At 70.3% G+C, this 18,731-nt stretch carries 17 protein-coding genes and 2 pseudogenes; 10 read left to right on the forward strand and 9 right to left on the reverse strand.

Translation table 11 applies throughout. The features are described 5' to 3' along the window. Window positions 1-307 precede the first annotated feature (307 nt). The gene (gene serC, locus H8R17_RS20545; protein ID WP_187824672.1) at window positions 308-1,426 is read left to right on the forward strand and encodes a phosphoserine transaminase; all 1,119 of its coding nucleotides are present in this window, start codon (window positions 308-310) and stop codon (window positions 1,424-1,426) included. A gap of 46 nt (window positions 1,427-1,472) precedes the next feature. Here serC and H8R17_RS20550 read toward each other — a convergent pair whose 3' ends face one another. Continuing rightward, window positions 1,473-2,987: a cellulase family glycosylhydrolase gene (locus tag H8R17_RS20550; RefSeq protein ID WP_187824673.1), complete on the reverse strand. Its 1,515-nt coding sequence runs from the start codon at window positions 2,985-2,987 to the stop codon at window positions 1,473-1,475. Window positions 2,988-3,120: 133 nt separating this feature from the next. Beyond that, window positions 3,121-3,261 (reverse strand): annotated as a pseudogene (locus H8R17_RS20555) (ABC transporter permease); the annotation flags it as partial. Between the two features lie 2 nt (window positions 3,262-3,263). Here H8R17_RS20555 and H8R17_RS20560 point away from each other — a divergent pair. Beyond that, the gene (locus H8R17_RS20560; protein WP_316959470.1) at window positions 3,264-3,485 is read left to right on the forward strand and encodes a TetR/AcrR family transcriptional regulator C-terminal domain-containing protein; all 222 of its coding nucleotides are present in this window, start codon (window positions 3,264-3,266) and stop codon (window positions 3,483-3,485) included. A 31-nt stretch (window positions 3,486-3,516) separates the two neighbouring features. After that, on the forward strand, window positions 3,517-3,930 hold the full coding sequence (locus H8R17_RS20565) for a PPOX class F420-dependent oxidoreductase (protein WP_187824675.1): 414 nt from the start codon (window positions 3,517-3,519) through the stop codon (window positions 3,928-3,930). Window positions 3,931-3,940: 10 nt separating this feature from the next. On the opposite strand, the gene H8R17_RS20570 is transcribed toward H8R17_RS20565, so the two are convergent. Continuing rightward, window positions 3,941-4,906, reverse strand: a complete 966-nt coding sequence (locus H8R17_RS20570; RefSeq protein WP_187824676.1) for a WD40 repeat domain-containing protein — start codon at window positions 4,904-4,906, stop codon at window positions 3,941-3,943. Between the two features lie 295 nt (window positions 4,907-5,201). Between H8R17_RS20570 and H8R17_RS20575 the strand changes: the two genes are divergently transcribed. Then, the gene (locus H8R17_RS20575; RefSeq protein WP_187824677.1) at window positions 5,202-5,879 is read left to right on the forward strand and encodes a GDSL-type esterase/lipase family protein; all 678 of its coding nucleotides are present in this window, start codon (window positions 5,202-5,204) and stop codon (window positions 5,877-5,879) included. Here the strand turns inward: H8R17_RS20575 and H8R17_RS20580 are convergent. Beyond that, window positions 5,864-6,254, reverse strand: a pseudogene (locus tag H8R17_RS20580) (DUF4111 domain-containing protein); the annotation flags it as partial. The gene H8R17_RS20575 and the pseudogene H8R17_RS20580 sit on opposite strands and share 16 nt — an antisense overlap. On the opposite strand from H8R17_RS20580, the gene H8R17_RS47055 reads away from it, so the two are divergent. Both H8R17_RS47055 and H8R17_RS20585 read left to right on the forward strand, forming a co-directional pair. Beyond that, window positions 6,253-6,387 (forward strand): hypothetical protein, encoded by a 135-nt coding sequence (locus tag H8R17_RS47055; RefSeq protein ID WP_262505379.1) that lies wholly within the window; start codon window positions 6,253-6,255, stop codon window positions 6,385-6,387. The pseudogene H8R17_RS20580 and the gene H8R17_RS47055 sit on opposite strands and share 2 nt — an antisense overlap. A 29-nt stretch (window positions 6,388-6,416) precedes the next feature. Then, entirely contained in the window at window positions 6,417-7,412 is a 996-nt protein-coding gene (locus H8R17_RS20585) for an aldo/keto reductase (RefSeq protein ID WP_187824678.1), read from the forward strand. A 147-nt stretch (window positions 7,413-7,559) separates the two neighbouring features. On the opposite strand, the gene thpR is transcribed toward H8R17_RS20585, so the two are convergent. Next, a complete protein-coding gene (thpR, locus tag H8R17_RS20590) occupies window positions 7,560-8,132 on the reverse strand; it encodes an RNA 2',3'-cyclic phosphodiesterase (protein WP_187824679.1) in 573 nt (190 codons plus the stop codon). Between the two features lie 114 nt (window positions 8,133-8,246). Between thpR and H8R17_RS20595 the strand changes: the two genes are divergently transcribed. Beyond that, window positions 8,247-8,834 (forward strand): Uma2 family endonuclease, encoded by a 588-nt coding sequence (locus H8R17_RS20595; protein WP_187824680.1) that lies wholly within the window; start codon window positions 8,247-8,249, stop codon window positions 8,832-8,834. Here H8R17_RS20595 and H8R17_RS20600 read toward each other — a convergent pair. Both H8R17_RS20600 and H8R17_RS20605 read right to left on the reverse strand, forming a co-directional pair. Further along, a complete protein-coding gene (locus tag H8R17_RS20600; RefSeq protein WP_262505380.1) occupies window positions 8,756-10,216 on the reverse strand; it encodes an MFS transporter in 1,461 nt (486 codons plus the stop codon). The two genes, H8R17_RS20595 and H8R17_RS20600, sit on opposite strands and share 79 nt — an antisense overlap. 52 nt (window positions 10,217-10,268) lie before the next feature. Further along, window positions 10,269-10,706 (reverse strand): MarR family winged helix-turn-helix transcriptional regulator, encoded by a 438-nt coding sequence (locus H8R17_RS20605; protein WP_187824681.1) that lies wholly within the window; start codon window positions 10,704-10,706, stop codon window positions 10,269-10,271. 155 nt (window positions 10,707-10,861) lie between these two features. On the opposite strand from H8R17_RS20605, the gene H8R17_RS20610 reads away from it, so the two are divergent. Further along, window positions 10,862-11,044, forward strand: a complete 183-nt coding sequence (locus tag H8R17_RS20610) for a ribbon-helix-helix protein, CopG family (protein ID WP_187824682.1) — start codon at window positions 10,862-10,864, stop codon at window positions 11,042-11,044. 34 nt (window positions 11,045-11,078) lie between these two features. On the opposite strand, the gene H8R17_RS20615 is transcribed toward H8R17_RS20610, so the two are convergent. Beyond that, window positions 11,079-12,530, reverse strand: coding sequence for an NCS2 family permease (locus H8R17_RS20615; protein ID WP_187824683.1), 1,452 nt, complete (start codon window positions 12,528-12,530; stop codon window positions 11,079-11,081). Window positions 12,531-12,647: 117 nt separating this feature from the next. On the opposite strand from H8R17_RS20615, the gene H8R17_RS20620 reads away from it, so the two are divergent. Then, window positions 12,648-12,956 carry a DUF2530 domain-containing protein gene (locus tag H8R17_RS20620; protein ID WP_187824684.1) on the forward strand — a complete coding sequence of 103 codons (309 nt, stop codon included), beginning with the start codon at window positions 12,648-12,650 and terminating at the stop codon, window positions 12,954-12,956. A 97-nt stretch (window positions 12,957-13,053) separates the two neighbouring features. Further along, window positions 13,054-15,450, forward strand: a complete 2,397-nt coding sequence (locus H8R17_RS20625) for a cation-translocating P-type ATPase (RefSeq protein ID WP_187824685.1) — start codon at window positions 13,054-13,056, stop codon at window positions 15,448-15,450. Window positions 15,451-15,554: 104 nt separating this feature from the next. Here the strand turns inward: H8R17_RS20625 and H8R17_RS20630 are convergent, their stop codons facing one another. Further along, entirely contained in the window at window positions 15,555-18,680 is a 3,126-nt protein-coding gene (locus H8R17_RS20630) for a sacsin N-terminal ATP-binding-like domain-containing protein (RefSeq protein WP_187824686.1), read from the reverse strand. Between the last annotated feature and the right edge of the window lie 51 nt (window positions 18,681-18,731).

Genomic DNA, 18,731 nt, shown 5'->3' on the forward strand with positions numbered 1-18,731 from the left:
ACTGAGAGGCCACCCCCATCGGCCGTCTGCCACCATGCACCCCATGCCTGACCTGACTCCGGGCGAACTCGTGATCGACCGAGCGCACGCGTCGGACCCGGACGCGCTGACCGAGATCGACCCGATCGCGGCGAGCGGCGATCCCGCCCGACGGGCGAGCATCCGGCGCTGGTGCGAACAGGGTTCGGGAGGCGCTGGAGCGACGGGGGCTCGGCCTGCGGGAGTGACCTCCTCTCGCTTGCACCGCGCGTCTCACCCGACGGACGACGTTTCGCCCAGGTTTCCCGGAACGGATACGCTCCCCTGCGTGGCTGAGATCCAGATTCCTTCTGACATCAAGCCCGCGGACGGACGTTTCGGCGCGGGTCCCTCCAAGGTGCGGACGGAGGCGCTGGACGCCCTCGCCGCCACCGGCACGTCCCTCATGGGCACCTCCCACCGCCAGGCCCCGGTGAAGAACCTGGTCGGCCAGGTGCGCGAGGGCATCCGTGAGCTGTTCCAGCTCCCCGACGGCTACGAGGTCATCCTCGGCAACGGCGGCTCCACCGCGTTCTGGGACATCGCGACCCACGGCCTGATCGAGAACAAGTCGCAGCACCTCAGCTTCGGCGAGTTCAGCTCGAAGTTCGCCAAGGCCGCCAAGCTCGCCCCGTGGCTCGCCGAGCCCACCGTCATCTCCTCCGACCCGGGCACCCACCCCGACCCCGAGGCCGAGGCGGGCGTCGACGTCTACGCCTTCACCCACAACGAGACCTCCACCGGCGTCGCCATGCCCATCAAGCGCGTGGCCGGTGCCGACGAAGGCGCCCTCGTCCTGGTCGACGCCACCTCCGGCGCCGGCGGCCTGCCCGTCGACGTCGCCGAGACCGACGTCTACTACTTCGCCCCGCAGAAGTCCTTCGCCTCCGACGGCGGCCTGTGGATCGGCGTGTTCTCCCCGGCCGCGATCGAGCGCGCCGAGCGGATCCACGCCTCCGGCCGCCACGTCCCGGAGTTCTTCAGCCTGCCGACGGCGATCGACAACTCCCGCAAGAACCAGACGTACAACACCCCGGCCCTCGCCACCCTGTTCCTGCTGGGCCGGCAGCTGGAGTGGATCAACGGCCAGGGCGGTCTGGACTGGGCGGTCCGCCGTACGGCCACCTCCGCGCGGACCCTGTACGGCTGGGCCGAGGACGTCAAGTTCGCCACCCCGTTCGTCACCGACCCGGCCAAGCGCTCCCAGGTCATCGGCACGATCGACTTCACCGACGAGGTCGACGCCGCCGCCGTCGCCAAGGTCCTGCGTGCCAACGGCATCGTCGACACCGAGCCGTACCGCAAGCTCGGCCGCAACCAGCTGCGCGTCGCGATGTTCCCGGCCGTCGACCCGGCGGACATCGAGGCGCTGACCAAGTGCGTCGACTACGTCATCGAGCAGCTCTGACGCATACGTCAGCAGGGGGCGCCCGGCGAACACCGGGCGCCCCCTCTCACGTCGCCGTACAACTCACCCCCGGCACGCCCCCGCCCCCGGGCGCACCCCCGAACCCGAAGCTCGCCGAACCCCCCACCGGGACCGCCCCGTTGTGCGCGGCGTTCGTGGCCGTCACGGCGGAACCGCTCTGCGTGTGCGACGCGTTCCACATGGAGGTGACCTTCTGCGCCCCACTCCACGTCCACGTCACCTTCCAGGACTTGAGCGGCGTGCTGCCCGTGTTGGTCACCTTCACCTCGGCGTTGAAGCCGCCGCCCCAGTCGCTGCTGACGGTGTAGGCGGCGGTGCAGGCGGCCGTTCCGCCACCGGGACCGCCCGGCTCGCCCATGCCGCCGCCCGGTGGGAAGCCCGGCGCCTTGATGCTCGCCAGGTAGCCGTCCTTCACGGTGTCGACCGTCTGCCAGTCGTCCTTCAGGATGCCCCCGGTGTCACCGGAGTTGGGGTTCCAGGACCAGAAGGTCCAGTGGAAGCTGTCGGCACCGTGCGCCGACGTCGAGCGCAGGTACGTCACCAGCGCGGCCAGCCACCTCTGGTCCACCGTCGACTCGAGCGTCGTACCGAACTCGCCCAGCCACACGGGCGCGATGTTCTGCTTGAAGATGTAGCCCCAGTACCGGTCCCAGACCCCAGGCATGTTGTCGGGGAACGAGGGATCGCTGAACCAGGGCTGCTGGGCCACGCTGGTCGCGTAGTCGTGGGCGGAGTACACCAGCTGGTTCGGCACGTCCAGTTGCACCGGGTACTGCGCGACGCCCATCAGGTTGCCGCCCCACCAGCCGTTCGCGCCGTTGTGCGACTGCACGCCCTCGACCATGATCAGCAGCTCGGGGTTGACGGACAGGACGGCGTTGCCGGCCCGCTGGGCGGCCAGGCGCCAGTCCCGGGCCGTGTCGCCACAGCCCCAGCAGGCGGGGTCGCGGGGTTCGTTGTGCAGGTCGATGCCTACGACGGTGGGGTTGCCCTGGTAACGGGTGGCCAGGGACTTGAGGTTGGTGATCCAGGTCGACTCGGGGACCGACGCCGTGTACCAGAGCGCCGACTGCCCGGCCGCGTCCGGCCGGTGCCGGTCGAGGACGATCCTCAGGCCCTGCCGGCCGGCGTACGCCACGATCCGGTCCAGGACCTCAAGGGACGTCAGCCCCTGCAGATCGGCGTTCTTGCCGTCGGCGAAGTTGATGCTGTCGGGGCGCGTACCGGGCTTGAGGATGTCGTCGCTGTAGGGCATGCGGATGGTGTTGTAGCCGAGCGACCTCATCTGGTCGATCATGCTCTTGTAGTCGCGGGCCCACAGGCCGTGGACGACGTGGTTGCCGGTCTCGAAGCCGAACCAGTTGACCCCGGCGATGCGCACCGGTTGCCCGGCCGCGTCCAGGATCTGCCGGCCACTGGTGTGCCAGTAGCCGGCGCCGGGCTCAGCCGCGTCCGCCGCGTCCGCCGTCTGCACACCGGCCAGCGGCAATAACAGGGCGGCGGCCACCGCGCACAGCGCTCTTCGCAAGCTGCGGAACATGTCGCTGCTTCCTCTCGGGAGGCGCGGGCCCGGAACAGGTGGGAGCGCTCTCACCCCCGCACCTCCATGGAAGACACGTCACATGAACACGTCAAGAACTAGGGCGTCACCGGCTCAGCTTCTGGAACCTCCGCACAGTGGCGGTGTTCATGAAGCCGAACGCCATCGCCATCACGAACATCCCCGGCATCAGGAAGTCCTGGTAGTTCCGGCCGCCGGGCACCTTCATCGCGCTGCCGAAGACATAGCCGTACAGCAGCACGGACACGCATGGAGATCGAGGCCGACGAGGCCGCCAAGGAGACCGGCCTGAGCCATGCGGAGTTCTGCAACCAGCAGCGGCCCTACCTCGAACAGGCCATGGAGAGCGGGCAGTTCCCGACGATGGCCCAGCTGTCCGAGGAGGCGTTCGGCGAGGACTTCGACCACTTCGAGTTCGGCCTCGAACGGCTCCTGGACGGCCTGGAGGTGCTGGTCGCGCGACGCGCCGAAACGTGACAAGCGAGGCATTCGGTGCCTCTATGGAGGCATGACCAGTCCGAGTACGAGCCCCCGGCTCGCTCCCTTCGCCAAACAGTGGGCCGTCCTCCTCACCAGTCACAGGAAGGACGGCACGGGCGTCGGCACGCCCGTGAACATCGCCGTCGAGGGTGACCACGCGTACTTCCGCTCGCCGGGCAAGGCGTGGAAGGTCAGGCGCATCCGCAACAACCCCGAGGTGGAGCTCGCCCCCTCCACCCCGTCCGGCAGGCCCGTCGGACCGGAGATGCACGCGCGGGCGCGGCTGCTGGCCGGCGGCAGCGAGGAGGACCGGCACGCCGCGCGGCTGCTCCGCCGCAAGTACCCCTTCATGCAGGGCGTGTTCGTGCCCCTCACGCACAAGCTGATGCGCACGGCGACGTTGCACTACGAGGTACGGCCGGTGGAGCGGCCGGACGCGTGACGCGCGTCGGTTACGACGACCGCCGCCGGAACACCCGCGTCAGCAGCCACAGGGCGGCGACCCCGCCGACGGCGATCGCGCCCACCTTGAGGCGGCCGTCGTTCCCGCTGTCCGGACTTCCTTCGGCGGACGGTGACTTGGCGGCGCCGCCGTCCTGCCGTCCGGGCGCGTCCCGCGCCTCCACGGGGCTCTCGGTGCCCTCGCTGCCGTACATGAGCTTCGTGCCGTCGGCGGAGTAGCTGACCGACTCCCCCTGCCCCTGGAGCGGCACGCTGAGCCGCTCGCTCCGCTTGATGCGGCCGTCGTTCCAGTCGTAGAGGAGGCCGCCGAAGTAGCCGCGTACGGCGAGCTGCCGGCCGTCCGGGGAGAAGGCGGCGTCGGTGGCCCACAGGTCGACGGGGGCGACGGGCCGGAAGACGTTCGTGCCGGAGGGGGACAGCTCGGCCGGCCCCGCGTACAGGTGTCCGCCGTCCTCCTGCTTGTCGATGATGTAGACGCGCCCGGTCTTCGGGTGCACGACGAGCGACTCGGCGTCACGGGAGCCGTCGGTGTACTTCACCACGTACTGCGTGGCGCGGATCGTCTGGTCCTTGAGCGTCTTGGGCTCGGGCAGCCGGTAGATCCACACGTAGGGCCACTGCACACCGTCGTTGTCCCCGATGTCGCCGACGTAGATCTGGTTGTCCGGGCCGATGGAGATGGCCTCGACGTCGCGCGGGGTGCCCACGCCGGTCATGGTGATCCTGGCGACGGTCTCGCCGGTCCTGCTGTCGACGGCGTAGAGGTAGGCGCCCTTGTCCTGGTCGTTGTGGGTCCAGTAGATGCCCGGGTGGAGGCGGGAGGCGGCGAGGCCGCTGGACTCGGTGATGCGCGGATCCCTGATCGTGAAGTTCTCGTCACCGTCGGCGGCGAAGGCGGGCACGGCGAACGCGCCCACCAGGAGGGCCGCGGCGAGGAAGGCGAAGGGTCTGCGCATGCCCCAAGCGTCGCAGATGAGCTCAGGTTTTCCTGGGTGATGCTGCGTTTTCGGCCCAGCTCCGGTCTTGGGAAAAGGATCTCGGCTGCCCGGATGGCTGTGCCCGTGATGTGACGGGGATGGCGTGGGTGTGCAGGCGAAACGGAGAGGTTGGTGACGCGGCTGGCTGGGGCTGCCGCCCCGCCTGCAGTCACCCCTCTGCCATCCGCCCGGGGTTTCACGGGCCGTCGAGGCCCGCGACCGGGGTGGCCGGACTCACACCCCGCCCGAACCGTTGATCGTCCATGATGAGCGGATGCTCAGGCTGATGCCCGTCGGTGACTCCATGACGATCGGGAGCGCAGGCGAACACACATGGCGCTACCGGCTGTGGCAGCACCTGCGCCACTCCTACGGCGGCCCGTTCACGCTCGTAGGCCCGCGAGAGACCCTGTACGACAAGGCGACGGACGCGCCAACCTCCTACGAGTACGCCGACCCGGACTTCCCCCGCGCCCACCTGGCCGGCTGGGGCGAGGGCTGGCTGCACATGGCCCCCCTGATCGGCGAGGCGACCCGGGCCGCACGCGCCGACGTGCTGCTGGTCTCCCTGGGCCTGATCGACCTGGGCTTCTACACCAACGCAGAACAGACGGCCGACAACGTCCACGCCTTCATCACCGCCGCGCGAACCGCCCGCCGCCACATCCGCATGGTCCTCCTCCCGGTACTCCCGAACATCCGCGCGCAACAGGACTCGGACTTCGCCGCCCAGGTGGACCACTTCAACGAACTCCTGGCAAAGACGACGGCAAACCTGGACACCCCGACGTCCCCCCTCCTCCTGGCCTCCCCACCCCCGTCCTACGTCCTCCACACCGACACCTACGACGGCACACACCCCAATGCGAGCGGCGAACACAAGATCGCGGCGAACTTCGCAAACGCCATGCACGAGGCCTGGAACATGGCCGAGCCCTACACCGCCGGATAGCCGCCCCCGATCCCCTCGATCTCCTGAACGAGGAAGCCGGCACACCCGCGCACACCACCCCCGCGCCCCTCCCAGCGTTCCTCTTGCCTCCCCCAGGTAGACGGCACGGGCGTGGGCGAGCACGGGCCGGTACTCGGCGGGCAGCCGGCCGAGCGCCCAGTCGGCGGCCGCGTCCTTCGACCGGATGTCCCCGGTGACGAGAGTGCTCCACACCCAGGCGAGCGTGAGCAGCACGTTGCGCGTATCCGTCGCCAACTCCCCCATGAGCTCCGGCACTCCGGAAACGACAGCCCGCCGGAGATCCTCGTGCGGGACGGGGGCGAGAAGCTCGGCGGGCGGCGGCCCATGGAGCGGCGCGTCGGCGCGCAGCACCATGTACGGGGAGGTCGCGGACGAACTCGTCGGCCACGGCGTCGCCGCCGCGCTGCGCGTCGTCAACGACCCGGAGGTCAACGAGCAGGTGCTGTACGGACGTATGGAGAACGTGGAGGAGAGCACACTTGCCTAGAGTCCGCTCCACGGCGTTGGCTGTCGGCCATGAAGTACACGCAACTCGGACGCACCGGACTTGAGGTCAGCCGACTCGTCCTCGGCACCATGAACTTCGGCCCGCAGACGGACGAAGCCGACAGTCACGCCATCATGGACGCGGCGCTGGACGCGGGCATCAACTTCTTCGACACCGCGAATGTCTATGGCTGGGGTGAGAACAAGGGCCGTACCGAGAGCATCATCGGCAACTGGTTCGCAACGGGCGGCGAACGGCGGGACAAGGTCGTGCTCGCCACCAAGGTGTACGGGAACATGTCCCCGGACGGCGCCGGCGCCTGGCCCAACCACCACAAGCTGTCCGCCCTCAACATCCGGCGCGCCGTCGACGCCAGCCTGAAGCGACTGCAGACCGACTACATCGACGTCTACCAGTTCCACCACATCGACCGGAACACGCCGTTCGAGGAGATCTGGCAGGCGATCGACACCCTCGTCCAGCAGGGGAAGATCCTTTACGTGGGGTCCTCGAACTTCCCCGGGTACAAGATCGCCCAGGCCAACGAGGCCGCCGCCCGGCGCGGCGGCACCATCGGGCTCGTCAGCGAGCAGTGCCTGTACAACCTCTGCGAGCGCCGCGCCGAGATGGAGGTCATCCCGGCCGCGCAGGACTACGGCCTCGGAGTCATCCCCTGGTCCCCGCTGCACGGCGGCCTGCTCGGCGGCGTCATCAAGAAGGAGGTCCAGGGCGGGCGCCGTGCCTCCGGACGGGCCGCCGACACCCTCGCCGACCCCACCCGCCGTGCGCAGATCCAGTCGTACGAGGATCTGCTCGACAAGCACGGGCTGGAGCCCGGCGAGGCCGCGCTGGCCTGGCTGCTCACCCGGCCCGGCGTGACCGGGCCGATCGTCGGTCCGCGCACCGCCGACCAGCTGGAGTCCGCGCTGCGGGCCGTCGAGCTGGAGCTGTCGGACGAGGTCCTGTCCGGTCTGGACGAGATCTTCCCGACGGCCGGTCCCTCTCCGGAGGCCTTCGCCTGGTAGGCAGACGAGCGACCGGCCAGGCCGGCGATCGACAGGTGGGGCGGCGGCTACCTTCCCAGCGCCGCCGCCACCGCCACCACCACGAACATCAGCACCAGCGCACCGGCCATGATCCGGTTCCGGGTCTTCGGGTCCACGCCACCGAGCCTAACCGGCCCCGCCCAGCCGCCAGCGGGCGACCACCTCGTACCGCGGCTGCTCGCCCGGCACCCCGGACTTCGGCAGATCGCTGCGCACCAGGGCCAGGTCCTCGACCGTCCAGGCGGGACTGGTGAAGGCCTCCAGGGCGGCCAGGTACTGGCGTACGTCGACGGCGCTGCGGCTGCGCGCCACCGTCAGGTGGGCCTTGTACCGGCGGTGCTCCCCCATCCGCACGCCCGCCTTCCGAGCCGCCGCCTCGCAGCGGTCCGCCAGCAGGCTCAGGGTGCGCAGATCGCCCTCCGCCCCGGCCCACAGCGCCCGGCCGTGCCCGAACTGCCCGCCACCCCGCAGCGCGACCGAGAAGGGCTCGGTACGGCGGGCGACGCGCTCCAGGCGGACCGACAGCTCCGGTACGACCTCCTCGTCGACCTCGCCGTAGAACGCGAGCGTGAAGTGCCACCCGGGAGGGCCGGTCCACCGCAGCCCGTCCGCACCGGGCAGCTTCTTCAACGCGGCCACCTCGGCGGCCAGCTCCAGGATCACTTCGTCGGGGGGCAGGACGGCGGCGAACAGTCTCATACGTCCAGTCTCGCTGTCGGACGCGTGTACGCCCGGGCGTGTCCTGGTCGCCGTGCGTATCGTTGTACTGCGCGGCTGCACTCGTCCAAGGAGTAGCCGGCGAGGAGCGCCACGATGACCGTCCTGGAAGACAGGATCGAGATGGCCGACAGCGTCGACGAACCCACACTCGACATGCTGTTCGAGTGGCTGGAGAAGATGCCCGTCCCCGAGGGTTACAAGACCGAGATCGTCGGGGGGAACATCTGCATGACGCCGCAGCGCGACACGCACTGGGAGATCATCTTCGACATCCTGGACCAGCTGCGTGCCAAGTACCCTCGTCGGCGCCTGAAGTCCGACGTCCGTATCGACTACCCCGGACACCTCAACGGATTCGCAACCGACGTCACGCTGATCTCCGACGGCGCACGACCGGACGACAGACGCCGCTGGCACTGCGAGGACGTCGAGTTCGTCGCCGAAGTCATCTCCAAGAACACCGCTCACAATGACTACGGGCCCAAGAAGGATGCGTATGCCGCCGCCGAAGTACCGGTGTACCTCATCGTCGACCCGTACACCGGCGAGTGGCACCTGTACACCCTGCCGAAGGACGGCAAGTACCACGGCAACGTCAGCCTCTACTTCGGCGACGACATCGACCTGACCGGCACCGCAGTCGACCTCGTCCTCAAAACCGACGAGTTCCCCCGCGACTGACCTACGCCGCCGAAGCCAGCTCCTCCCCCCCGCTGCTCCTCCCGCGGCACGAACCGCACCTGCGGATGCCCCCGGTGCCACCCCACCGACAGCCGCAGCCCGCCCACCCGGGCCAGGATCACGCCGATCACCGCTGCCGCGGCTGCCGCGACCGCGCCGCCGGCCGCGAGGCCGACGCGGGCGCCGTACGTGTCGGTGACCCAGCCGACGATCGGGGCGCCGACCGGGGAGCCGCCGAGGAAGACCATCATGTAGAGGGCCATGACGCGGCCCCGCATGCCCGGGTCGGTGGACATCTGGATGTGGGTGTTGGTGGTGACGTTGACCGTCATGCCGAACAGGCCCAGCGGGACCATGAACAGGGCGAACATCCACAGCTCCGGGGTCGCCGCGGCCACGGTCTCCAGCGCGCCGAAGAGCAGGGCCGCCGCGATCAGCACCCGCAGCCGGGCCGTGCCGCGCCGGGCGGCGAGCAGGGCGCCGGCGACCGAGCCGACCGCCATGAGGGTGTTGAAGAGGCTGTAGGAGCCCGCCCCGGCGTCGAAGACGTGGTCGGCGAAGGCCGAGAGGTAGACGGGGAAGTTGAAGGCGAACGTGCCGACGAAGCCGACCAGGACGATCGGCCAGATCAGCTCGGGGCGCCCGGCGACATAGCGCAGGCCCTCGCGCAGCTGTCCCTTGCCGCGCGGGGCGCGCTCGACGGCGTGCAGCTCGCGCGCGCGCATCAGCAGCAGGCCGGTGAGCGGGGCGATGAAGGACAGGCCGTTGAAGAGGAACGCCCAGCCGGTGCCGACGCCGGTGATCAGCAGGCCCGCGACGGCGGGGCCGACCAGGCGGGCCGACTGGAAGTTGGCGGAGTTCAGGCTGACCGCGTTCTGCAGCTGGCCGGGGCCGACCAGCTCGGACACGAAGGACTGGCGGGCCGGGTTGTCGACGACCGTGGCGAGGCCGACCGTGAAGGCGGCGACGTAGACGTGCCAGATCTGGACGTGGCCGGTGAGGGTGAGGGTGGCCAGGGCGAGCGCGGTGAGCGCCATCGAGGACTGGGTGACGAGCAGCGTGGGGCGCTTGCGCAGCCGGTCGACGAGGACGCCGCCGTAGAGGCCGAACAGGAGCATCGGCAGGAACTGCAGGGCGGTCGTGATGCCGACGGCGGCGGAGGAGCCGGTGAGGGTGAGGACCAGCCAGTCCTGGGCGATGCGCTGCATCCAGGTGCCGGTGTTGGACACGACCTGGCCGAGGAAGAACAGGCGGTAGTTCCTGACCTTCAGCGAGCTGAACATCGAGGACGTGCGAGAAGGGGGAGCGGACGCGTCGGAGGTGGTCGGGGAATCGTAGGGGTCAGGTGCGGGGGCGGAAGCTGCTCCGGATCCCGTACTCAACAGGGTTCGCCTCCTCTGGCAATTCTTCGTTCGCCTCCGGGCGACTGCTTGCTCACAGATGTGCGAGTTTCTCCAGCACGGGGGCGGCGGCGCGGAGTTTCGCCCACTCGTCCTCGTCGAGGCCCTCGGCCAGGGAAGCCAGGAACGCGTTCCGCTTGCGGCGGCTCTCCTCGAGCATCGCCTCGGCCTGCTCGGTCTGCGTCACGACCTTCTGGCGCCGGTCCTCTGGGTGTGGCTCCAGGCGGACCAGTCCCTTGGCCTCCAGCAGGGCCACGATGCGGGTCATCGAGGGCGGCTGGACATGTTCCCTGCGGGCGAGTTCGCCCGGGGTGGCGGTGCCGCAACGGGCCAGGGTGCCCAGCACCGACATCTCTGTGGGGCTGAGCGATTCGTCGACCCGCTGGTGCTTGAGCCGACGGGACAGCCGCATCACGGCGGAGCGGAGGGAGTTCACGGCGGCAGCGTCGTCGCCATGGCTGAGGTCCGACATGTTCTTTAGAGTAACTCATTACTCTAACTAAGGACCACTGGGTGCCGGAATGACTGCCCGTGACCCCGGCCACTGAAGCCGCGCATCACTCATCCGGGTGATCCCGTGGCGGAACGTGACACGCCGCACCGAAGAGTGCAGGGACCCTCGTGTCCATGGGGACCCGTGTGCTCAGCCTGCGAATAGACCACGAGCTGCTCGAACGCCTGCGGCACCATGCCGCGAAACGCGGAATGAGCGTCCAGGACTATGTCGTCCAGACGCTCATTCGCGACGACTTCGACCAGCGCTTCCAGTCCGCGGTCGAGGAGACGGAGAGGTTCTACGGGGTCAGGTGACCCGGAACCTCCCGGGACACTGGTTGCCCCGGCACTAGGTCAGGCCCAGCGCCGGCATCAGGTAGTAGAAGGCGAACACGGCCGAGACGACGTACATCGCCGCCGGAACCTCCCGGCCCCGCCCCGCCGCCAGGCGCAGCACCACGAAGGTGATGAAGCCCATGCCGATGCCGTTGGTGATCGAGTAGGTGAACGGCATCATCACCATCGTCACGAACGCCGGGATGGCGATCGTGTGGTCGGCCCAGTCGATCTCCGTGACCGAGCCGGCGAGGATCAGGAAACCGACCGCGAGCAGCGCCGGGGTGGCCGCCTGGGACGGGACCATCGTCGCGACCGGCGTGAGGAACAGGGCCACGGCGAACAGCGCGCCGGTGACGACGTTCGCGAACCCGGTGCGGGCGCCCTCGCCGACGCCGGCCGTGGACTCCACGAAGCAGGTCGTGGCCGAGGAGGAGCTGGCACCGCCCGCGGCGACCGCGATGCCGTCGACGAACAGCACCTTGTTGATGCCGGGCATCTGACCCTGCGCGTCGGTGAGCTTGGCCTCGTCGCTCACGCCCATGATCGTGCCCATCGCGTCGAAGAAGCACGACAGCAGCACGGTGAAGACGAACAGGACGCCGGTCAGCAGCCCCACCTTGCCGAAGCCGCCGAAGAGGCTGACCTTGCCGAGCAGCCCGAAGTCGGGGCTGGCGACCGGGTTGCCGGGCCACTTCGGGGTCGTGAGCCCCCAGGTCGGCACCTTCGCCACCGCGTTGATGATCATCGCCAGGACCGTCATCGTGACGATCGAGATCAGGATCGCGCCGGACACCTTGCGCACGATCAGCGCCAGCGTGAGCAGCGCGCCGAGCACGAAGACCAGCACGGGCCAGCCCGTGAGGTGACCCGTGCCGCCCAGTTGGAGCGGGACGGTGGTCTGGGCGGCGTCCGGGATGCGGGAGACGAAACCGGCGTCGACCAGACCGATCAGCATGATGAACAGGCCGATGCCGATGGAGATCGCCTTGCGCAGGCCGTAGGGGACGGCGTTCATCACGCGCTCGCGCAGGCCGGTGGCGACCAGCAGCATCACGATGAACCCGGCGAGCACCACCATGCCCATCGCGTCCGGCCACGACATACGGGGCGCGAGCTGCAGCGCGACGACCGAGTTCACGCCGAGGCCCGCAGCCAGCGCGATCGGTACGTTGCCGATGACACCCATCAGCAGCGTGGTCAACGCCGCCGTCACGGCCGTCGCGGTGACGAGCTGGCCGCCCGCGAGCTGGTGACCGTACACGTCATGGGCGCTGCCGAGGATGATCGGGTTCAGCACGATGATGTAGGCCATCGCGAAGAAGGTGGCGAAACCGCCGCGCACCTCGCGGGACAGGGTGCTGCCCCGCTCGGAGATCTTGAAGTGGCGGTCGAGGGCGCCGTAGGGGTGCCTGGCTCCCGGCTGATCAGGGGCGGGGACCTTGGCGGGGGCCGAGGTGGGCATGCTGTTGGAGTTTCCTACGAAGAGAAGTGGACAGGCATAAACGGTTTCAGTATGAACATATGAGACCGAAAACAGCTATCTCCGCGTGTAGACCCGATCGCCTCGTAAGCTGTGCGCATGGCCGGGTTTTTTGCGGGATCTCCCAAGCACGAGGCGCCTGAGCCCCTGGAGGGGCCCGTGGTCGCCACCGTCACCGGCGGCACCGTCATCTGGTTCGTCCTCTTCCTCGTCCAGCTCCCCTTCTACGGCTGGTTCGCCGACCACGGGCACACCTGGTGGCTGTGGACCTGCCTGGCCGGGGGCGGGCTCGGCCTGTTCGGCATCTGGTACGTCCGCAGGCGCGAAGCGGCGATCAAGCGGGCCGCCGACCCGGCCTCCGGCACGGACTCCGACTCCGCTTCCAACTCCCCGTCCAGCGCGGCGTAGTACCAGGGAATTATTCGCCCCCGCCCCGTCCTTCCCAGGCCGGATCTTCCGCACATTCGGCGGGTGAAGCCGTAAATCCACACGTACCGTCGAAAGCATGACGCACATCGACGCGGGCGCCGGACTCCACCCTGCGCACCCGGCCGCGGTCCCGGTCGGCCCCGTGACGGGGCTGACCGCCGCCGAGGTCGCCGAGCGGGTGGCGCGCGGGCAGGACAACGACGTGCCGGTGCGCAGCAGTCGGTCCATGGCCGACATCGTCCGCGCCAACGTCTTCACCCGGTTCAACGCGATCATCGGTGTGCTCTGGGTGATCATGCTGTTGGTCGCGCCGATCCAGGACAGCCTGTTCGGGTTCGTGATCCTCGCCAACACCGGGATCGGCATCGTCCAGGAGTGGCGGGCGAAGAAGACCCTCGACTCGCTGGCGTTGATCGGTGAGGTCAGACCGACCGTGCGGCGGGACGGGGAGGCCACCGAGGTCAGTACGTCCGAGATCGTGCTGGACGATCTGATCGAGATCGGGCCCGGTGACAAGGTCGTCGTGGACGGGGTGTGCGTCGAGGCCGACGGTCTGGAGATCGACGAGTCGCTGCTCACCGGCGAGGCCGATCCGGTCGTCAAGCGACCGGGGGGCCAGGTCATGTCCGGGAGTTTCGTGGTCGCCGGCGGCGGGGCCTTCAAGGCGACCAGGGTGGGGCGCGAGGCGTACGCCGCGCAGCTCGCCGAGGAGGCCTCCCGGTTCACGCTGGTCAACTCCGAGCTGCGCTCCGGCATCTCCACGATCCTCAAGTACGTGACGTGGATGATGGTCCCGACCGCGATCGGCCTGATCATCAGCCAGCTGGTCGTCAAGAACAACCCCCTCAAGGACTCCATCGCGCGGACGGCCGGCGGGATCGTCCCGATGGTCCCGGAGGGGCTGGTGCTCCTCACCTCCGTCGCCTTCGCGATCGGCGTGATCCGGCTCGGCCGGAAACAGTGCCTCGTCCAGGAACTCCCCGCCATCGAGGGCCTCGCCCGCGTCGACACCGTCTGCCTGGACAAGACCGGCACGCTCACGCAGGGCGGCATGGACGTCACCGAGCTGCGGATGCTGGGCGGAGTTGAGGAGACGTACGTACGCAAGGCCCTCGGCGCGCTCGGGGAGTCCGACCCGCGGCCGAACGCCTCCCTCCAGGCGATCATCAACGTCTACCCGGACGCCGAGGACTGGCGCTGCACCGAGTCGCTCCCCTTCTCCTCCGCCCGCAAGTACAGCGGCGCGTCCTTCAACGAGGGCGACGGCGAGGCCAGTACGTGGCTGCTGGGCGCGCCGGACGTGCTCCTGCCGGACGACGATCCGGCCCTCGCCGAGACGGAGCGGCTCAATGAGCAGGGCCTGCGGGTGCTGCTGCTGACGCGGGCGGAGCGGGAGCTGGACGACCCGGAGGTGGCCAAGGGCGCGACCCCGGCCGCACTGGTCGTCCTGGAGCAGCGGCTGCGGCCCGATGCCCCCGACACCCTGCGCTACTTCGCCGACCAGAGCGTCCGCGCCAAGGTGATCTCCGGCGACAACGCGGTGTCGGTCGGCGCGGTGGCCGCCAAGCTCGGCCTGGAGGGGACGACGGTCGACGCGCGACGCCTGCCGGCCGAACGGGACGGGATGGCCGAGGCGCTCGACAAGGGCACGGTGTTCGGGCGGGTCACCCCGCAGCAGAAGCGGGACATGGTGGGCGCCCTCCAGTCACGCGGGCACACGGTCGCGATGACCGGCGACGGCGTGAACGACGTCCTGGCCCTGAAGGACGCCGACATCGGGGTGTCGATGGGCTCGGGCTCGGAGGCGACGCGGGCGGTCGCGCAGATCGTCCTCCTCAACAACAGCTTCGCCACGCTGCCGTCGGTGGTCGCCGAGGGCCGCCGGGTGATCGGCAACATCACCCGCGTCGCCACCCTGTTCCTGGTCAAGACGGTCTACTCGGTGCTGCTGGCCATCCTGGTGGTGTTCTGGCAGGTCGAGTACCCCTTCCTCCCCCGCCACCTCACCCTTCTGTCGACCCTGACCATCGGCGTCCCGGCTTTCTTCCTGGCCCTCGCGCCCAACAAGGAACGCGCGAAACCGAACTTCGTCCGGCGGGTCATGCGGTACGCGATCCCGGGCGGCACGGTGGCCGCGCTGGCGACCTTCGCGACGTATCTGATAGCCCGCCAGCACTACACGGGCGCGGGTTCGCTGGCCGCGGAGACGAGCGCCGCGACCCTGACCCTGTTCCTGATCTCGATATGGGTACTGGCGATCATCGCCCGTCCCTACACCTGGTGGCGGATCGCCCTGGTGGCGGCGATGGGCGCGGGCTTCCTGCTGGTCCTGGTCGTGCCATGGCTCCAGGACTTCTTCGCGCTGAAGCTGGTCGGCGTGATGATGCCGTGGATCGCGGTCGGCATCGCGGTGACGTCGGCGGCCGCCCTGGAGTTCCTGTGGAGGTGGGTCGGCCACCGCGTTCCCGCTTAGCGCTCGACGACAACCGACGGCTCCCGCTGTGTTTCGCCCGCGGGTCCGTCGTGGCTTGTCGCGCAGTTCCCCGCGCCCCTCATGGGGCACGTTCACGCCGCGCGTCAGTCGAACCAGCGGTCCCTCGCCAGTTCCTCCGTGCGTGACGGGTCTTCCAGCAGTGCCGCGACCTCGAAGCGGCGCGGCCACTGACCGGCCGCCCAGGCGAGGCCCGCGGCGACGCCCTCCAGGGTCGCGGCGTGCAGGGCGCCGTCGTCGGTCAGGCGCCAGTCGATCTCGACGCCGTCGACGACGAGTTCCTCGTGTTCGATGTAGGAGGAGGGGGTCCGGGGACCCAGGAGCACCCGCACCGACTCCGGTACGTCGTGCTCGGTGCCCGCCGAGTCCACCTCACCCGTGACGGACTCGCTCAGCCGTCGCACCTGGAACAGCTCGGCCAGATCGGCGGCCCGGGACGGGCGGACCGGCAGCAGCGCGACGCCGGACGTGAACGGCAGCAGGTCCGGCGAGTCGCACACCACCGCGTCAGCCGCGTCCACGACCTCCACCCGCCCGTCGACCACGACCCGCAGCTCGTCCGGCAGGGTCACCTGCTCCGGGTCCAGCTCGGCCAACGAGCCGTAGAGCGCGTGCAGTTGGGCGGCGGATACCGGCCTCTCCGGGTCGGCCAGGCGGTCGAGGAGTTCCGCCGCGCCGCCCGGCTCGTCGAGCAGCGCGGCGACCGACGTACGGACGCCCAGCGCCCGCAGCACCTGCTCGTCGTCGAAGCCGGTCGCGTCGGCCTCGTCGTACAGGCCGCGCAGGAGCGGGTCCCCGCCCGCTGCCCGCAGGCCGGCCGGGCGGCGCCCGTCGAGCACCGGGTGCCCGCGCAGCCACCACGCCGTGTACGGCCGTACGACCTCGTGGGTGCCGTCCGGGAGCAGGATCCGTACCGGCTGCGTGAGCGCGTCCCGCAGCGGCGGCCGGGCCAGCAGCGCCAGGGCCTGGGGCCACTTGTCGTCGTCCACGAGGTCCAGGTCGCGTACGGCGATCAGCTCGGTGGCGACCGGCGGTACGAGCGTGTCCGGGAACCGGTCGAGGATGTCCTCGCACCACACGTCCACGGCGTCCAGCACTCCGGCGTCGTCCGGCTCGGCGAAGTCGCCCTCGCGGGGCTCCAGTTCGTCCGGGTCGAGGACGACATCGGTGGCGCGGACGAGCGCGAAGTTCGCCAGCACACCGCACGCGGCCAGCGGCTCCTGACCCCACTTCTGCGCCAACTCGCCGTCCACAGCGGCCAGTTCATCCTCGCGCATGACCTGCGCGAAGGGACTGCCGGGGAACACCAGCTCACCCGCCGGGGCGAGTTCGCCTTCCTCGTCCGGCAGCGCGAGGGCACCCAGCCACGGCTCGTCGCCCGGCTGCAGCCCCGCGTCCCGCACCAGCGCCAGCACCGTGTCCGCCAACTCCTCGGCGTCCAGGGCGTCTTCCTCCCAGGACAGCCCGCCCTCCTCGTCCAGCGACGCGGCGACGGCGGCCCGCACCTGCGGGGTGTTCAGTACGGCCCGCGGGGACGCAGGAAGGGCGCCGAGCTTCTCCAGGATCGGGTGCGCGGCATCCGGGTGGGCGACCTTGAGGCCGAGCCGGGAGAGGAGTTCGGGGTCGATGCGGGCGGCGTCCGGCGTGGGCAGGAGGACCTGCCGGGGCCCGATGGTCGTACGGCCGTCCGCGAGCGGCACGGGCAGCCCGGACAGCCGGTCCGGGTCGACCCCGGCGAGGCTGTCGTACAGCCGCCGCCACCATCCCGGCTCCTTCTCCAGCCCTGCCAGCCGGTCGATGGCGTCCGTCAGCGGCACCCGCGAGACGACGAGAGTCCGCAGCTCCACGCGCCGCTCAAGCCCCGCGGGCAGCAGCGTGGGCAGCACTTCGGCCAGCACCCGCACGGTGTCGGCCCCGGCCCCTTCCACGACCTCCGCGTCGCGCGGGCGCAGGGACTCGGGCAGGTCGTCGGTGTCCTGGCCGGGACGGGGCTGGGCGGCGGGCGGCAGGAAGGAGGTACGCGGCAGCCGTTCGAGGACCGCCTGCCGCAGGGCCCCGTCCAGCTCGCCCTTCCCCAGCGGACCGGGCACGAGAGCGATGATGCCCTCCCCCACCGGCCGCCAGTCGGCGAGGAGATCGGCGTACGCGTCCGCCGCACGCTGCACGAGGAAGTCGGTCAGGGCGCCGGGGGCGGCGTGCCGACGGGTGCTGTCGAGCGGGAACGACGCGATGAGCAGGGCGGGTACGCCGAGGGGTTCGTCGCTGGGGGTGGGCGCGTGGACGACGGGGTTGGTGCGAGGGCGGGTCGGCGAACCGTCGGCCTCGACGGGCACGGCCCAGGTCACGGACCAGTGCGGCCGCAACCGCTCCTCTACGGGGCGGTCCGCGAGGAGGTCCGCGGTGAGGGGGCCCTTCGCGGTGGAGGTACGCCAGTGGGTGATGCCGTCGGCGGAATCCTCTACGACGGTGAAGGCGCCGTCGGTGCGACGGGTGAGGGTGCGGGGGCTGTCGCCGCCGACCTCCACGACGACCTCTTTCAGCCCCGGCAGGGTGAGGAGCAGGGCGTCGTCGATGCCGCGCAGGAGCCGTTCGGCGAGGTCGGCGGCGGCGGTGTCGCGCAGGGGCAGGATGACGGCGGTGTCGTACGGGTCGGGAGCGGTGCCCTCGGCGGCGAACGGCAACCGGAGCAGCGGCACGTGTCCGTCCCGCCGCCGGATCTCGTCGCCCAGTCCGGGGCTGTGCCGGGCGGTCCCGGCGGCCAGATCCCTCGCCTCGGCCAGCGACCAGCGCACACCACCGTGCCGCCCCACGACGGCAGGCTCATCGGTCACGGCGAGAACGGCGGCGAACCCGACACCGAACCGGCCGATCGACGGGGTGTCGCGCTTGGCGGACGCCCGGAGGGTCGCCAGCGACTCCACACCGGCCGCGTCCAAGGGGGCACCGGTATTGGCGGCGACGAGCACCCCGTCACGCAGGGTGAGCCGAAGCCGCCCCGGCGTGCCTGCGCGGGCGGCGGCATCGGCGGCGTTCTGCGCAAGCTCGACAACGAGCCGGTCCCGGTACCCGCCGAGGACCAGATCCTCCTCGGCGTTGGCGTCTTCCCGGAACCGGGCGGGACTGGTGGCCCAGGCGTCCAGCACTCCACGGCGCAGACGGGCCGTCCCGAACGGGTCAGCACCCTCGGGGGCCGGCCGCACGAACTTACTCACGGTCACTCTCCTCATCGGCGTGAGGACGAAGGTACCGCTCGTGGGTGTCCG

Origin of the sequence: Streptomyces sp. TRM68367 (assembly GCF_014495685.1) — a bacterium.
Taxonomy (GTDB): domain Bacteria; phylum Actinomycetota; class Actinomycetes; order Streptomycetales; family Streptomycetaceae; genus Streptomyces.

Coding starts and splice junctions, on each gene's coding strand:
- H8R17_RS20550 (WP_187824673.1), bottom strand. CDS start 2,987: ATGTTCCGCAGCTTGCGAAGAGCGCTGTGCGCGGTGGCCGCCGCCCTG.
- H8R17_RS20565 (WP_187824675.1), top strand. CDS start 3,517: ATGACCAGTCCGAGTACGAGCCCCCGGCTCGCTCCCTTCGCCAAACAG.
- H8R17_RS20570 (WP_187824676.1), bottom strand. CDS start 4,906: ATGCGCAGACCCTTCGCCTTCCTCGCCGCGGCCCTCCTGGTGGGCGCG.
- H8R17_RS20575 (WP_187824677.1), top strand. CDS start 5,202: ATGCTCAGGCTGATGCCCGTCGGTGACTCCATGACGATCGGGAGCGCA.
- H8R17_RS47055 (WP_262505379.1), top strand. CDS start 6,253: ATGTACGGGGAGGTCGCGGACGAACTCGTCGGCCACGGCGTCGCCGCC.
- H8R17_RS20585 (WP_187824678.1), top strand. CDS start 6,417: ATGAAGTACACGCAACTCGGACGCACCGGACTTGAGGTCAGCCGACTC.
- thpR (WP_187824679.1), bottom strand. CDS start 8,132: ATGAGACTGTTCGCCGCCGTCCTGCCCCCCGACGAAGTGATCCTGGAG.
- H8R17_RS20595 (WP_187824680.1), top strand. CDS start 8,247: ATGACCGTCCTGGAAGACAGGATCGAGATGGCCGACAGCGTCGACGAA.
- H8R17_RS20605 (WP_187824681.1), bottom strand. CDS start 10,706: ATGTCGGACCTCAGCCATGGCGACGACGCTGCCGCCGTGAACTCCCTC.
- H8R17_RS20610 (WP_187824682.1), top strand. CDS start 10,862: ATGGGGACCCGTGTGCTCAGCCTGCGAATAGACCACGAGCTGCTCGAA.
- H8R17_RS20615 (WP_187824683.1), bottom strand. CDS start 12,530: ATGCCCACCTCGGCCCCCGCCAAGGTCCCCGCCCCTGATCAGCCGGGA.
- H8R17_RS20620 (WP_187824684.1), top strand. CDS start 12,648: ATGGCCGGGTTTTTTGCGGGATCTCCCAAGCACGAGGCGCCTGAGCCC.
- H8R17_RS20625 (WP_187824685.1), top strand. CDS start 13,054: ATGACGCACATCGACGCGGGCGCCGGACTCCACCCTGCGCACCCGGCC.